The following is a 12,743-nucleotide window of genomic DNA, read 5'->3' as shown; positions in this document are numbered from 1 at the left end:
GCATGCCGCGCAAGGGACCGGCGCCAAAGCGTCAGCTGATCACCGACCCGGTCTATGGTTCGCCGCTGGTCACCGCACTGATCAACAAGGTGCTGCTGGACGGCAAGCGCTCCATCGCCCAGAGCATCGTCTACGACGCCCTCGAGGGCGCTCGGGAGAAGACCGGCCAGGACCCGCTCGTGATCCTGAAGCGCGGGCTCGACAACGTGAAGCCCGCCCTTGAGGTGCGCAGCCGCCGCGTCGGTGGCGCCACCTACCAGGTGCCGGTCGAGGTCCGTTCGTCGCGCAGCACCACGCTCGCCCTGCGCTGGCTGGTGCAGTACTCGCGCCAGCGCCGCGAGAAGACCATGACCGAGCGCCTCATGAACGAGCTGGTCGACGCCAGCAACGGTCTGGGCGCCAGCGTCAAGCGTCGCGAGGACACCCACAAGATGGCGGAGTCGAACAAGGCCTTCGCCCACTACCGCTGGTAATCCCCGCGGCTTCATCGATACGAGAGACCGAGAGAAGACGAGCCAAATGGCTACCACTGCTCTTGACCTTGCCAAGGTCCGCAACATCGGGATCATGGCGCACATCGACGCGGGCAAGACCACGACGACTGAGCGGATCCTCTTCTACACCGGTGTGAACTACAAGCTCGGTGAGGTCCACGATGGCGCTGCCACCATGGACTGGATGAAGGAGGAGCAGGAGCGCGGCATCACCATCACCTCTGCCGCGACCACCACTCACTGGAACGACAACACGATCAACATCATCGACACGCCCGGCCACGTCGACTTCACGGTCGAGGTCGAGCGGTCGCTGCGCGTCCTCGACGGCGCGGTCGCGGTGTTCGACGGCAAGGAGGGCGTGGAGCCCCAGTCGGAGCAGGTGTGGCGCCAGGCCGACCGCTACAACGTGCCGCGGATCTGCTTCGTCAACAAGATGGACAAGATCGGCGCCGAGTTCCAGCGCTGCGTCGACATGATCACCGACCGGCTGGGCGCCAACCCGCTGCCCATCCAGATGCCGATCGGTGCCGAGTCCGACTTCAAGGGCGTCATCGACCTCGTCCGCATGAAGGCCTACGTCTGGAGCGACGAGGCCGCCAAGGGCGAGATGTACGAGACGATCGAGATCCCGGACACCCACGCCGAGGCCGCTCGCGAGGGCCACGACAAGCTGATCGAGATCCTGGCCGAGGCCGACGACGAGATCATGGAGCTCTACCTGGAGGGCCAGGAGCCCACCGTGGAGCAGATCGTCCCGGCCATCCGCCGCGCCACGATCGCCGGCACCGCCATCCCGGTGGTGTGCGGAACCGCGTTCAAGAACAAGGGCGTACAGCCCCTGCTCGACGCGGTCGTCGCCTACCTGCCCTCGCCGCTGGACGTCGAGAACATCGTCGGCCACGACCCCAAGGACGAGACCGAGGAGACCAAGCTCGAGCGCAAGCCGAGCGAGGAGGAGCCCTTCTCCGCCCTGGTCTTCAAGATCATGAGCGACCCGCACCTGGGCAAGCTGTCCTACCTGCGCGTCTACTCCGGCGTGCTGGAGGCCGGCACGCAGGTGCTGAACAGCCTGAAGGGCCGCAAGGAGCGCATCGGCAAGATCTACCGGATGCACGCCAACAAGCGCGAGGAGATCGCGCGGGTCGGCGCCGGTGACATCGTCGCCGTCATGGGTCTCAAGGACACCACGACCGGTGAGACGCTGTGCGACTCCTCGTCGCCGATCGTCCTGGAGTCGATGACGTTCCCGGCTCCGGTCATCGAGGTGGCCATCGAGCCGAAGACGAAGAGCGACCAGGAGAAGCTGGGCATCGCGATCCAGCGGCTCGCCGAGGAGGACCCGTCCTTCCGGGTCGCCACCGACGAGGAGACCGGGCAGACGGTCATCTCCGGCATGGGCGAGCTCCACCTCGACGTGCTGGTGCACCGCATGCGCGACGAGTTCAAGGTCGAGGCGAACATCGGTAAGCCGCAGGTGGCCTACCGCGAGACCGTTCGCAAGAAGATCGAGAAGGTCGAGTACACCCACAAGAAGCAGACGGGTGGCTCCGGCCAGTTCGGCCGCGTCATCATCGACCTCGAGCCGCTCGTGGTCGACGGCGACGGCGACAGCGCCGGTTACGAGTTCGTCAACAACATCACCGGTGGCCGCATCCCGCGGGAGTACATCCCGTCGGTGGACGCCGGCTGCCAGGAGGCCGCCGAGTTCGGCGTCCTCGCGGGCTACCCGCTGGTGGGTGTCAAGGTGACGCTGCAGGACGGCGCCTACCACGACGTCGACTCCTCCGAGCTCGCCTTCAAGGTCGCCGGTTCGATGGCCTTCAAGGACGCCGCGCGCAGGGCCGGCCCGGTTCTCCTTGAGCCGGTCATGGCGGTCGAGGTCACCACGCCCGAGGACTACATGGGCGATGTGATCGGCGACCTGAACAGCCGGCGGGGCCAGATCCAGAGCATGGAGGAGCGCTCCGGGGCCAGGATCATCAAGGCCCAGGTGCCCCTGTCGGAAATGTTCGGCTACGTGGGCGACCTGCGCAGCCGTACGCAGGGTCGAGCGCAGTACACGATGGTGTTCGACTCCTACGCGGAGGTCCCGTCCAACGTCTCCCAGGAGATCGTGGCGAAGGCCCGCGGCGAATAACCGCGTAACCAGTTCAGCTAGCAAACTCGTACGTCTAGGAGAAATCCAGTGGCGAAGGCCAAGTTCGAGCGGACCAAGCCGCACGTAAACATCGGCACCATCGGTCACATTGACCACGGCAAGACCACGCTCACCGCGGCGATCACCAAGGTGCTGCACGACGCGTACCCGGAACTGAACCCGTACACGCCCTTCGAGGACATCGACAAGGCCCCCGAGGAGCGCGAGCGCGGCATCACCATCTCGATCGCGCACGTCGAGTACCAGACCGAGGCCCGTCACTACGCCCACGTCGACTGCCCGGGTCACGCGGACTACGTGAAGAACATGATCACCGGTGCCGCCCAGATGGACGGCGCGATCCTGGTGGTCGCGGCCACCGACGGCCCGATGCCGCAGACCAAGGAGCACGTCCTCCTGGCCCGCCAGGTCGGCGTCCCCTACATCTGCGTCGCCCTGAACAAGGCCGACATGGTGGACGACGAGGAGATCTTCGAGCTCGTCGAGCTTGAGGTGCGCGAGCTCCTCAGCGAGTACGAGTTCCCCGGTGACGACGTTCCGGTCACCAAGGTCTCCGCGCTCAAGGCCCTTGAGGGCGACGCGGAGTGGGGCAACGCCGTTCTCGAGCTCATGAAGAGCGTCGACGAGAACATCCCGAACCCGCAGCGTGACATCGACAAGCCGTTCCTGATGCCGATCGAGGACGTCTTCTCGATCACCGGTCGCGGCACGGTCGTCACCGGCCGCATCGAGCGCGGTGTCATCAACGTCAACGAGACCGTTGACATCGTCGGCATCAAGGAAGAGAAGCAGACCACCACGGTCACCGGTGTCGAGATGTTCCGCAAGCTGCTCGACCAGGGCCAGGCCGGCGACAACGTCGGTCTGCTCCTGCGCGGCACCAAGCGCGAGGACGTCGAGCGCGGCCAGGTCATCATCAAGCCGGGCACGACCACCCCGCACACCGAGTTCGAGGCGCAGGTCGTCATCCTGTCCAAGGACGAGGGTGGCCGCCACACGCCGTTCTTCAACAACTACCGGCCGCAGTTCTACTTCCGCACCACGGACGTCACCGGCGTCGTCACGCTGCCCGAGGGCACCGAGATGGTCATGCCGGGCGACAACACCGAGATGAGCGTCCAGCTGATCCAGCCGGTCGCCATGGAGGAGGGCCTGCAGTTCGCCATCCGCGAGGGTGGCCGGACCGTCGGCGCGGGCCGCGTCACCAAGGTCACCAAGTAGCACGACCGTATGTGGGCGGTCGAGCCCCCGCGGCTCGGCCGCCCACACCATGAACGACGTCATCGGGCTCTGTAGCGGTGATGCACCTTCAGGGGACAGCCCTGTAGCAGTTTCTCAGGTGAATAGAGCCTCAAGCGAAAAGGGCAGCCCCGGAAGGGCACAGGGCCGGATCACGGCACCGTGCCTCTACGGACACTGAAGCGAAGGACGATAAGGCCACCATGGCGGGACAGAAGATCCGCATTCGGCTCAAGGCCTATGACCACGAGGTCATCGACAGCTCGGCGAAGAAGATCGTCGAAACTGTGACGCGGACCGGCGCGCAGGTCGCTGGCCCGGTGCCGTTGCCGACGGAAAAGAACGTTTACTGCGTCATCCGTTCGCCGCACAAGTACAAGGACTCGCGCGAGCACTTCGAGATGCGCACACACAAGCGGCTGATCGACATCATCGACCCGACGCCGAAGACCGTCGACTCGCTGATGCGTCTCGACCTGCCGGCCGGTGTCGACATCGAGATCAAGCTTTAAGGGACGCACAGACATGGCCACCAAGCAGATCAAGGGAGTTCTGGGCGAGAAGCTCGGCATGACCCAGGTCTTCGACGACGCGGGCAAGATCGTGCCCGTGACGGTCCTGAAGGCCGGTCCGTGCGTCGTGACTCGCGTCCGCACTCCGGAGACCGACGGCTACTCCGCCGTCCAGCTCGGCTACGGGCAGATCAACCCGCGCAAGGTCAACAAGCCGCTGGGTGACTACCTCCGCAAGCACGAGCTCACCCCGCGCCGGCACTACGTCGAGGTCCGCACCACCGACGCCAGCGAGTACACGCTGGGCCAGGAGCTGACCGCCGAGGCGTTCGAGATCGGCCAGCTGGTCGACGTCACCGGCAAGAGCAAGGGCAAGGGCTTCGCCGGTGTCATGAAGCGCCACGGCTTCCACGGCCTCAGCGCTTCGCACGGCACCCAGCGCAAGCACCGTTCGCCGGGTTCCATCGGCGGCTGCGCCACGCCCGGGCGCGTGTTCAAGGGCGTCCGGATGGCCGGTCGCATGGGCAACGTGCGCAAGACCATCCAGAACCTCACCGTGCACTCGGTGGACGCCGAGAAGGGCCTCATTCTGGTCAAGGGTGCGGTTCCCGGCCCCAACGGCGGGCTGGTGCTCGTCCGCACCGCCGCGAAGGGGGACAAGTAAGTCATGGCGACGATCGAGGTCAAGAACCCCGACGGCGCGGCCGGCCGGAGCGTCGAGCTCCCGGGTGAGATCTTTGGCCAGCAGGTCAACATCCCACTGATCCACCAGGTCGTTGTCGCGCAGGAGGCCGCGGCCCGCCAGGGCACGCACTCCACCAAGACCCGCGGCGAGGTGCGCGGCGGCGGTCGCAAGCCGTACCGCCAGAAGGGCACCGGTCGCGCCCGGCAGGGCTCCATCCGCGCCCCGCAGTTCACCGGCGGCGGCACGGTGCACGGCCCCAAGCCGCGCGACTACAGCCAGCGGACGCCCAAGAAGATGAAGGCCGCCGCTCTGCGCGGGGCCCTCTCCGACCGGGCCAACCACGGTCGCGTGCACGTCATCAGCGAGTTCCTCGCCGAGGACGTCACCGCCAAGCGCACCCAGACCGCTCTGAAGGCGCTGCGCCAGGTCACCGACTCCGACAAGGTGCTGGTGGTCCTCGCGCACGAGGACGAGCACAACCGGACCGCGCTGCGGAACCTGCCCGAGGCGCACATCCTCGACGCCGACCAGGTCAACACCTACGACGTCCTGTACGCGGACGACATCGTGTTCACCGAGGCCGGCTACGAGGAGTTCCTGGCCCACGTCCAGGGCGCCCCGCGGGCCGCGGCGTCTCAGGAGGGCGAGCAGTGAGGATCCCCGACCCTCGGGACATCATCATCGAGCCGGTGATTTCCGAGAAGAGCTACGGCCTGATCGACCAGAACAAGTACACGTTCATCGTTCGGCCCGACGCCAACAAGACGCAGATCAAGATGGCGGTGGAGCAGATCTTCGACGTGAAGGTCGCCAACGTCAACACGGTCAACCGTCAGGGCAAGCGCAAGCGCACGCGGTTCGGGTACGGCAAGCGCCCCGACACCAAGCGCGCGATCGTGAGCCTGCGCGAGGGCAGCCGGATCGACATCTTCGGCGTCTGATCCACTCGCTCGACCGCTTCAACTCAAGCAACACGTAAAGGAATGCGCGAAGAAGATGGGCATTCGTAAGTACAAGCCGACGACACCGGGTCGCCGCGGTTCCAGCGTGAGCGACTTCGTCGAGGTCACGCGTTCGACCCCGGAGAAGTCCCTGGTGCGTCCGCTGCACTCCAAGGGCGGGCGGAACGGCCACGGCCGCGTCACCGCCCGCCACCAGGGCGGCGGACACAAGCGGGCCTACCGCGTCATCGACTTCCGTCGCCACGACAAGGACGGCGTCCCCGCGAAGGTCGCGCACATCGAGTACGACCCGAACCGCACCGCGCGCATCGCGCTGCTGCACTACGTGGACGGCGAGAAGCGCTACATCCTGGCGCCCGCCGGCCTCAAGCAGGGCGACCGCGTCGAGAACGGCTCCCAGGCCGACATCAAGCCGGGCAACTGCCTCCCGCTGCGCCACATCCCCACGGGTACGTTCGTGCACGCGGTCGAGCTGAAGCCGGGCGGTGGCGCCAAGCTGGGCCGTTCCGCGGGTTCGCAGATCCAGCTGCTCGCCAAGGAGGGCGCCTACGCCACGCTGCGGATGCCCTCCGGTGAGATGCGCCAGGTCGAGATCACCTGCCGCGCCACGGTCGGGCAGGTCGGCAACGCCGAGCAGTCCAACATCAACTGGGGCAAGGCCGGCCGCATGCGGTGGAAGGGCAAGCGCCCGACCGTCCGCGGCGTCGCCATGAACCCGGTCGACCACCCGCTCGGCGGTGGTGAGGGCAAGAGCTCGGGCGGTCGCCACCCGGTCAGCCCGTGGGGCAAGCCCGAGGGCCGCACCCGTAAGCCGAACAAGGGCAGCGACCGGCTCATCGTGCGTCGGCGTAGCAAGAAGAAGCGGTAAGGAGCACGTCTGATGCCACGTAGCCTTAAGAAGGGTCCCTTCATCGACCACCACCTGCTCAAGAAGGTGGAGGACCAGAACGAGAAGGGCAGCAAGAACGTCATCAAGACGTGGTCGCGCCGCTCCATGATCGTTCCCGAGATGATCGGGCACACGATCGCCGTGCACGACGGGCGCAAGCACGTTCCCGTGTTCGTGTCGGAGTCCATGGTCGGTCACAAGCTCGGTGAGTTCGCTCCCACGCGCACTTTCCGCAGCCACGTCAAGGAAGACCGCCGTAGCCGCCGCTAGCGGTTGCAACTAGTTAAGCCGTTTCCCCACGGTGCGTGGGGGTGATTTCCGTGAGCGAGGGAAAAGCGATGGAAACGAGGGCTCAAGCACGGTACACCCGTGTTACGCCCCGAAAGGCCCGCCGAGTGGTGGACCTTATTCGCGGGCTGCCCGCTGGCGAGGCACAGGCGGTGTTGAGGTTCGCTCCCCAGGCGGCGAGCGAACCAGTGGGCAAGGTGCTCGCGAGCGCCATCGCCAATGCCGAGCACAACAACAAATTGGATCGCGAGACGCTGGTGGTCAGCCGCGCGTGGGTGGACGAGGGTCCGACCCTGAAGCGGATCCGGCCGCGGGGCTTCGGCCGCGCCTTCCGGGTCACCAAGCGGACGAGCCACATCACGGTGGTCGTCGAGCCGCGCGAGACCGCGGCCGCGGGCACCTCGTCCAAGACGAAGGGAAGGACCCGATAGTGGGCCAGAAGGTCAACCCGCACGGGTTCCGGCTCGGGGTCACCACCGACTTCAAGAGCCGGTGGTATGCGGACAAGCTGTACAAGGACTACGTCAAGGAAGACGTGGCCATCCGCCGGATGCTGACCCGCGGCATGGAGCGCGCCGGGATCTCCAAGGTCGAGATCGAGCGCACCCGCGACCGCGTCCGCGTCGACATCCACACCGCCCGGCCGGGCATCGTCATCGGCCGCCGCGGTTCGGAGGCCGACCGCATCCGCGCCGACCTGGAGAAGCTGACCAAGAAGCAGGTTCAGCTCAACATCCTCGAGGTCAAGAACCCTGAGACCGACGCTCAGCTCGTCGCCCAGGGTGTCGCGGAGCAGCTGTCCAGCCGGGTCGCGTTCCGCCGTGCCATGCGCAAGGCCATGCAGAGTGCGACGAAGAGCGGGGCCAAGGGCATCCGCATCCAGTGCGGCGGCCGCCTCGGCGGCGCCGAGATGTCGCGCTCGGAGTTCTACCGCGAGGGCCGGGTCCCGCTGCACACGCTGCGCGCCGACATCGACTACGGCTTCTTCGAGGCCCGTACGACGTTCGGCCGCATCGGCGTGAAGGTGTGGATCTACAAGGGCGACGCGCCCGCCACCCGCGCCGAGCGCGAGGCGGCCCAGGCCGCGCAGCGCGCGCCGGGCGGCGGTGGCGGCGGCGGTCAGCGCCGTGAGCGTCCGCAGCGCCGTCGCCGCGGCGGCGGCCAGGGCGGCCCGGGGGCCAACGCCGGCGCCCAGAGCAACGCCCAGCAGTCCGACCAGCAGCCCGAGGCGAAGCCCGCCCCGCAGGTGCAGGCCGGGGAGAAGTCCGGGAACGAGGGGAGCTGACCGATGCTCATTCCCCGCAAGGTCAAGTACCGCAAGCAGCACCACCCGGACCTCTCCGGTCGCGCCAAGGGTGGTACGAAGATCAACTTCGGTGAGTACGGCATCCAGGCCCTGGAGCCCGCCTACGTCACCAACCGGCAGATCGAGTCGGCGCGTATCGCGATGACCCGGCACATCCGCCGCGGCGGCAAGGTCTGGATCAACATCTTCCCGGACCGCCCGCTGACCAAGAAGCCCGCCGAGACCCGCATGGGCTCCGGCAAGGGCTCCCCGGAATGGTGGGTCGCCCCGGTCAAGCCCGGACGCGTGATGTTCGAGCTGTCCGGGGTTCCGGAGCCCATCGCGAAGGAGGCCTTGCGCCGCGCGATGCACAAGCTCCCGATGAAGTGCAAGTTCGTGAAGCGGGAGGTGTGGGAGTAATGGCGAAGTCCCTGACCGCCCAGGAGCTGCGCGACCAGTCCCTGGAGGACCTGGTCGGCAAGCTCAAGGAGGCCAAGGAAGAGCTGTTCAACCTCCGCTTCCAGGCCGCCACCGGGCAGCTGGACAACAGCAGTCGGCTGCGCACCGTCAAGCGTGAGATCGCTCGGATCTACACGGTCATGCGGGAGCACGAACTCGGCATCATGCCGTTGGCCGGCGAGTCGGCTGAGAAGACGAAGGAAGCAGCCGAATGAGCGAAGAGAAGGCCGTGACCCGCGACCACGAGCGCAACTACCGCAAGGTGCGCGAGGGCTACGTCGTCAGCGACAAGATGGACAAGACCGTCGTTGTCGAGGTGGAGGACCGCGTCAAGCACGCGCTCTACGGCAAGGTCATCCGCCGTACCACGAAGTACAAGGCCCACGACGAGGCGAACTCCGCCGGCATCGGGGACCGGGTCCGCCTGATGGAGACCCGCCCGCTGTCCGCGACCAAGCGCTGGCGCGTCGTGGAGATCCTGGAGAAGGCTAAGTAACCCCCGTCCGGCGGCCGATTCGTGGAGATCGGCCGCCGAGGGGTGAGACCACCTAGCAAGCGCGGGAAGTGAACTCGCGCGCATATATCAGGAGCAGACGTGATTCAGCAGGAGTCGCGACTCAAGATCGCCGACAACACGGGTGCCAAGGAGATCTTGACCATCCGCGTTCTCGGCGGCTCGGGTCGGCGCTACGCGGGCATCGGCGACACCATCGTGGCGACGGTGAAGGACGCTCTTCCCAACGCCGGCGTGAAGAAGGGCGATGTCGTCAAGGCCGTTATCGTGCGCACCACCAAGGAGCGCCGCCGGCCCGACGGCTCCTACATCCGCTTCGATGAGAACGCCGCCGTGCTCATCAAGGACGGTGGGGACCCGCGAGGCACCCGCATCTTCGGCCCGGTCGGCCGTGAGCTGCGGGACAAGAAGTTCATGCGCATCATCTCGCTAGCGCCGGAGGTGCTCTAGGCGATGAAGATCAAATCAGGCGACGAGGTCATCGTCATCGCCGGCAAGGACAGGGGTGCCACCGGGAAGGTCCTCAGGGCCCTTCCCCGGGAGCAGCGTGTCGTCGTCGAGGGCGTCAACCTCATCAAGAAGCACAAGAAGGCCAATCAGGCGGGCGGCCAGCAGGGTGAGGTCGTCACCCAGGAGGCTGCGATCCACGTGAGCAACGTGGCGATCGTCGAGGACGGCAAGGCCACGCGCGTCGGTTACCGCTTCGAGGAAGACGGAACCAAGGTTCGGATCTCCCGCCGCACCGGTAAGGACATCTGATGACGGTTACGACTGAAGCCCCCGCGCTGCCGCGCCTCAAGGAGAAGTACCGCTCCGAGATCATCCAGGGTCTGCGCGACGAGTTCGACATCAAGAACATCATGCAGGTCCCCGGCCTGACCAAGATCGTGGTCAACATGGGTGTCGGTGAGGCCGCGCGCGACGCGAAGCTGATCCAGGGCGCGATCGCAGACCTGTCGGCGATCACGGGCCAGAAGCCCAAGGTGAACCGGGCGAAGAACTCCATCGCGCAGTTCAAGCTGCGCGAGGGCCAGCCGATCGGCGCCAGCGTCACGCTGCGCGGCGACCGGATGTGGGAGTTCCTCGACCGCCTGCTCTCCCTGGCGCTGCCCCGCATCCGCGACTTCCGCGGGCTCTCCCCGAAGCAGTTCGACGGCCGTGGCAACTACACCTTCGGTCTGACCGAGCAGGTCATGTTCCACGAGGTCGACCCGGACAAGGTCGACCGCCAGCGCGGCATGGACATCACGGTCGTCACCACGGCGACCAACGACGACGAAGGCCGTAGCCTGCTCAAGCGGCTCGGCTTCCCGTTCAAGGAAGCCTAGGGGTGACGACGGATGGCTAAGAAGGCACTGATCGCGAAGGCGAACCGGAAGCAGAAGTTCGAGGTTCGCGCGTATACTCGTTGCTCGCGGTGCGGCCGCCCGCGCGCCGTCTTCCGGAAGTTCGGCCTGTGCCGCATCTGCTTCCGCGAGATGGCGCACCGGGGCGAGCTCCCGGGCATCACCAAGTCCAGCTGGTAGAGAGTCTCGAGCACGGAGGCCGAGGGGGTCGGCTGCCGCAGTGCGGTAGCGCCGGCGGCACGCTCACACCTGAGCCATAGCCGCACCCCCTCATCCGTGACTCCGGAATCGGGGCTTCTCTGACAGGCTGCCCCGCCGTGGCGACGCGGCGGGCTGCTCGAAGCGGACGGCGGGGCACCGTCGTCCGCGCATGCGACAACCAACCGACGGGGCACGGCGGCCGGAGCGATCCGGCGCGGTGCCCATGACCACGCCGCAGGTCCTAGAGGAACCTCCGCTTCAGCGGGGGAACAGGCTCAAAGGGAAAGTCTGTCCTTGGGGAAACCCCGGCGAGGAAGGGCCAATCGGCCATGACGATGACCGACCCGATCGCAGACATGCTCACGCGTCTGCGCAACGCGAATTCGGCGTATCACGACACCGTGACCATGCCGTATTCCAAGATCAAGGCGCACATCGCCGAGATCCTCCAGCAGGAGGGCTACGTCCAGGGCTGGCGCTCTGAGGACGCCACCGTCGGCCAGAGCCTCGTGGTGGACCTGAAGTACGGGCCCACGCGTGAGCGCTCCATCGCCGGCATCCGCCGCGTCTCAAAGCCGGGCCTGCGGGTCTACGCGAGGAAGGACAACCTTCCGCGCGTCCTGGGCGGCCTCGGCGTGGCCATCATTTCGACGTCCGGCGGCCTGATGACGGACAAGCAGGCCAAGAAGAACGGCGTGGGCGGCGAAGTCCTCGCCTACGTCTGGTAGAGGGAGAGATTTCAGCATGTCGCGTATTGGCCGACTGCCGATCTCGGTCCCGAAGGGCGTCGAAGTCTCGATTGACGGGCAAGACGTCAAAGTCACGGGGCCGAAGGGCGAACTGAGCCACACCGTCGCCGAGCCGATCACCATCGCGCAGGAGGACGGCCAGATCAAGGTGGCGCGTCCGGACGACAAGCCCGAGAACCGCTCGCTGCACGGCCTGACCCGTGCGCTGATCGCGAACCTGATCGAGGGCGTCTCCAACGGCTACAGCAAGACCCTCGAGATCCACGGCGTGGGCTACAGGGTCCAGGCCAGGGGCTCCAACCTGGAGTTCTCCCTGGGCTACAGCCACCCCGTCGTCGTCGAGCCGCCGGAGGGCATCAGCTTCCGGGTGGAGAAGCCGACCCAGCTCGTCGTCGAGGGCATCGACAAGCAGCTCGTGGGCCAGGTGGCCGCCAACATCCGGGGCCTGCGCAAGCCCGACCCGTACAAGGCCAAGGGCGTGCGCTACCAGGGTGAGTACATCCGCCGCAAGGCCGGAAAGGCTGGTAAGTAGGCATGGCGAAGAGCACGACGCTGGTCCGCAGGGGCACGGCTTCGCGCGCGGCTTCCCGTGCGCGGCGGCACCTGCGGGTCCGCAAGAAGATCTCGGGTACCTCCGTGCGTCCGCGCCTGGTCGTCACCCGCTCCTCCAAGCACATGGTCGCCCAGATCGTGGACGACACCAAGGGCATGACCCTGGTGTCGGCCTCCACGATGGACGCGAGCATCCGTGGCGGCGAGGGCAAGAAGACCGAGAAGTCGCAGAAGGCGGGCGAGCTGCTCGCGCAGCGCGCCAAGGACGCCGGCATCACGGCCGTCGTCTTCGACCGCGGCGGCTACCGGTACCACGGCCGCATCGCAGCGCTGGCCGACGGCGCGCGTGCCGGCGGGCTGGAGTTCTAAGATCATGACTCCTGCCAAGAGCATTTTCATCGACGGGA

General features: G+C 66.8%; 21 protein-coding genes. All 21 read left to right on the top strand.

Features of this window, described 5'->3' with window-relative positions; genetic code table 11:
• The first annotated feature begins 2 nt into the window (after window positions 1–2).
• The 21 genes from rpsG to rplR all read left to right on the top strand — a co-directional run bounded on the left by rpsG (window position 3) and on the right by rplR (window position 12,705).
• Window positions 3–473 carry a 30S ribosomal protein S7 gene (gene rpsG, locus HDA32_RS24615; protein ID WP_179645441.1) on the top strand — a complete coding sequence of 157 codons (471 nt, stop codon included), beginning with the start codon at window positions 3–5 and terminating at the stop codon, window positions 471–473.
• A gap of 46 nt (window positions 474–519) precedes the next feature.
• Window positions 520–2,634 carry an elongation factor G gene (gene fusA / locus HDA32_RS24610; protein WP_179645440.1) on the top strand — a complete coding sequence of 705 codons (2,115 nt, stop codon included), beginning with the start codon at window positions 520–522 and terminating at the stop codon, window positions 2,632–2,634.
• 48 nt (window positions 2,635–2,682) lie between these two features.
• The gene (gene tuf, locus HDA32_RS24605) at window positions 2,683–3,876 is read left to right on the top strand and encodes an elongation factor Tu (protein ID WP_179645439.1); all 1,194 of its coding nucleotides are present in this window, start codon (window positions 2,683–2,685) and stop codon (window positions 3,874–3,876) included.
• A gap of 221 nt (window positions 3,877–4,097) precedes the next feature.
• Window positions 4,098–4,406, top strand: coding sequence for a 30S ribosomal protein S10 (gene rpsJ, locus HDA32_RS24600; RefSeq protein ID WP_014908366.1), 309 nt, complete (start codon window positions 4,098–4,100; stop codon window positions 4,404–4,406).
• Window positions 4,407–4,419: 13 nt separating this feature from the next.
• Window positions 4,420–5,070 carry a 50S ribosomal protein L3 gene (gene rplC, locus HDA32_RS24595; RefSeq protein WP_179645438.1) on the top strand — a complete coding sequence of 217 codons (651 nt, stop codon included), beginning with the start codon at window positions 4,420–4,422 and terminating at the stop codon, window positions 5,068–5,070.
• A 3-nt stretch (window positions 5,071–5,073) separates the two neighbouring features.
• Window positions 5,074–5,745 (top strand): 50S ribosomal protein L4, encoded by a 672-nt coding sequence (gene rplD, locus HDA32_RS24590; RefSeq protein WP_179645437.1) that lies wholly within the window; start codon window positions 5,074–5,076, stop codon window positions 5,743–5,745.
• Window positions 5,742–6,032, top strand: coding sequence for a 50S ribosomal protein L23 (rplW, locus tag HDA32_RS24585; RefSeq protein ID WP_179645436.1), 291 nt, complete (start codon window positions 5,742–5,744; stop codon window positions 6,030–6,032). Before rplD ends, rplW begins: the two co-directional genes overlap by 4 nt.
• A gap of 55 nt (window positions 6,033–6,087) precedes the next feature.
• Entirely contained in the window at window positions 6,088–6,921 is an 834-nt protein-coding gene (gene rplB / locus HDA32_RS24580; RefSeq protein ID WP_179645435.1) for a 50S ribosomal protein L2, read from the top strand.
• A 12-nt stretch (window positions 6,922–6,933) separates the two neighbouring features.
• Window positions 6,934–7,212 (top strand): 30S ribosomal protein S19, encoded by a 279-nt coding sequence (gene rpsS / locus HDA32_RS24575; RefSeq protein WP_179645434.1) that lies wholly within the window; start codon window positions 6,934–6,936, stop codon window positions 7,210–7,212.
• Between the two features lie 68 nt (window positions 7,213–7,280).
• Window positions 7,281–7,661 (top strand): 50S ribosomal protein L22, encoded by a 381-nt coding sequence (gene rplV / locus HDA32_RS24570; protein ID WP_179646930.1) that lies wholly within the window; start codon window positions 7,281–7,283, stop codon window positions 7,659–7,661.
• Entirely contained in the window at window positions 7,661–8,515 is an 855-nt protein-coding gene (gene rpsC, locus HDA32_RS24565) for a 30S ribosomal protein S3 (RefSeq protein WP_179645433.1), read from the top strand. Before rplV ends, rpsC begins: the two co-directional genes overlap by 1 nt.
• Before the next feature lie 3 nt (window positions 8,516–8,518).
• A complete protein-coding gene (rplP, locus tag HDA32_RS24560; RefSeq protein WP_179645432.1) occupies window positions 8,519–8,935 on the top strand; it encodes a 50S ribosomal protein L16 in 417 nt (138 codons plus the stop codon).
• Window positions 8,935–9,189, top strand: a complete 255-nt coding sequence (rpmC, locus tag HDA32_RS24555; RefSeq protein ID WP_179645431.1) for a 50S ribosomal protein L29 — start codon at window positions 8,935–8,937, stop codon at window positions 9,187–9,189. The genes rplP and rpmC overlap by 1 nt, the downstream gene beginning before the upstream one ends.
• Window positions 9,186–9,470 carry a 30S ribosomal protein S17 gene (gene rpsQ / locus HDA32_RS24550; RefSeq protein ID WP_179645430.1) on the top strand — a complete coding sequence of 95 codons (285 nt, stop codon included), beginning with the start codon at window positions 9,186–9,188 and terminating at the stop codon, window positions 9,468–9,470. The genes rpmC and rpsQ overlap by 4 nt, the downstream gene beginning before the upstream one ends.
• A 99-nt stretch (window positions 9,471–9,569) precedes the next feature.
• The gene (gene rplN / locus HDA32_RS24545) at window positions 9,570–9,938 is read left to right on the top strand and encodes a 50S ribosomal protein L14 (RefSeq protein ID WP_179645429.1); all 369 of its coding nucleotides are present in this window, start codon (window positions 9,570–9,572) and stop codon (window positions 9,936–9,938) included.
• Between the two features lie 3 nt (window positions 9,939–9,941).
• Window positions 9,942–10,247: a 50S ribosomal protein L24 gene (gene rplX, locus HDA32_RS24540; RefSeq protein WP_179645428.1), complete on the top strand. Its 306-nt coding sequence runs from the start codon at window positions 9,942–9,944 to the stop codon at window positions 10,245–10,247.
• Window positions 10,247–10,816 carry a 50S ribosomal protein L5 gene (rplE, locus tag HDA32_RS24535; protein WP_179645427.1) on the top strand — a complete coding sequence of 190 codons (570 nt, stop codon included), beginning with the start codon at window positions 10,247–10,249 and terminating at the stop codon, window positions 10,814–10,816. The genes rplX and rplE overlap by 1 nt, the downstream gene beginning before the upstream one ends.
• A gap of 12 nt (window positions 10,817–10,828) precedes the next feature.
• Window positions 10,829–11,014, top strand: coding sequence for a type Z 30S ribosomal protein S14 (locus HDA32_RS24530; RefSeq protein ID WP_067964592.1), 186 nt, complete (start codon window positions 10,829–10,831; stop codon window positions 11,012–11,014).
• Window positions 11,015–11,364: 350 nt separating this feature from the next.
• Window positions 11,365–11,763, top strand: coding sequence for a 30S ribosomal protein S8 (gene rpsH, locus HDA32_RS24525; protein WP_179645426.1), 399 nt, complete (start codon window positions 11,365–11,367; stop codon window positions 11,761–11,763).
• Between the two features lie 16 nt (window positions 11,764–11,779).
• Entirely contained in the window at window positions 11,780–12,316 is a 537-nt protein-coding gene (gene rplF, locus HDA32_RS24520) for a 50S ribosomal protein L6 (RefSeq protein WP_179645425.1), read from the top strand.
• Between the two features lie 2 nt (window positions 12,317–12,318).
• Window positions 12,319–12,705 carry a 50S ribosomal protein L18 gene (gene rplR / locus HDA32_RS24515; protein ID WP_281370410.1) on the top strand — a complete coding sequence of 129 codons (387 nt, stop codon included), beginning with the start codon at window positions 12,319–12,321 and terminating at the stop codon, window positions 12,703–12,705.
• Window positions 12,706–12,743 lie beyond the last annotated feature (38 nt).

The organism is Spinactinospora alkalitolerans (genome assembly GCF_013408795.1).
Lineage (GTDB): Bacteria > Actinomycetota > Actinomycetes > Streptosporangiales > Streptosporangiaceae > Spinactinospora > Spinactinospora alkalitolerans.
This window is presented reverse-complemented; position numbering and strand designations above follow the sequence as displayed.

Bases quoted from the DNA above. Each gene is read 5' to 3' on its own strand.
- fusA (WP_179645440.1), top strand. From the start codon at position 520: ATGGCTACCACTGCTCTTGACCTTGCCAAGGTCCGCAACATCGGGATC.
- rpsQ (WP_179645430.1), top strand. From the start codon at position 9,186: ATGAGCGAAGAGAAGGCCGTGACCCGCGACCACGAGCGCAACTACCGC.
- rpsS (WP_179645434.1), top strand. From the start codon at position 6,934: ATGCCACGTAGCCTTAAGAAGGGTCCCTTCATCGACCACCACCTGCTC.
- rplR (WP_281370410.1), top strand. From the start codon at position 12,319: ATGGCGAAGAGCACGACGCTGGTCCGCAGGGGCACGGCTTCGCGCGCG.
- rplX (WP_179645428.1), top strand. From the start codon at position 9,942: ATGAAGATCAAATCAGGCGACGAGGTCATCGTCATCGCCGGCAAGGAC.
- rpsJ (WP_014908366.1), top strand. From the start codon at position 4,098: ATGGCGGGACAGAAGATCCGCATTCGGCTCAAGGCCTATGACCACGAG.
- rplE (WP_179645427.1), top strand. From the start codon at position 10,247: ATGACGGTTACGACTGAAGCCCCCGCGCTGCCGCGCCTCAAGGAGAAG.
- rpmC (WP_179645431.1), top strand. From the start codon at position 8,935: ATGGCGAAGTCCCTGACCGCCCAGGAGCTGCGCGACCAGTCCCTGGAG.
- rplV (WP_179646930.1), top strand. From the start codon at position 7,281: ATGGAAACGAGGGCTCAAGCACGGTACACCCGTGTTACGCCCCGAAAG.
- rplC (WP_179645438.1), top strand. From the start codon at position 4,420: ATGGCCACCAAGCAGATCAAGGGAGTTCTGGGCGAGAAGCTCGGCATG.
- rplP (WP_179645432.1), top strand. From the start codon at position 8,519: ATGCTCATTCCCCGCAAGGTCAAGTACCGCAAGCAGCACCACCCGGAC.
- rplF (WP_179645425.1), top strand. From the start codon at position 11,780: ATGTCGCGTATTGGCCGACTGCCGATCTCGGTCCCGAAGGGCGTCGAA.
- rpsG (WP_179645441.1), top strand. From the start codon at position 3: ATGCCGCGCAAGGGACCGGCGCCAAAGCGTCAGCTGATCACCGACCCG.
- rplB (WP_179645435.1), top strand. From the start codon at position 6,088: ATGGGCATTCGTAAGTACAAGCCGACGACACCGGGTCGCCGCGGTTCC.
- rplD (WP_179645437.1), top strand. From the start codon at position 5,074: ATGGCGACGATCGAGGTCAAGAACCCCGACGGCGCGGCCGGCCGGAGC.
- HDA32_RS24530 (WP_067964592.1), top strand. From the start codon at position 10,829: ATGGCTAAGAAGGCACTGATCGCGAAGGCGAACCGGAAGCAGAAGTTC.
- rpsH (WP_179645426.1), top strand. From the start codon at position 11,365: ATGACGATGACCGACCCGATCGCAGACATGCTCACGCGTCTGCGCAAC.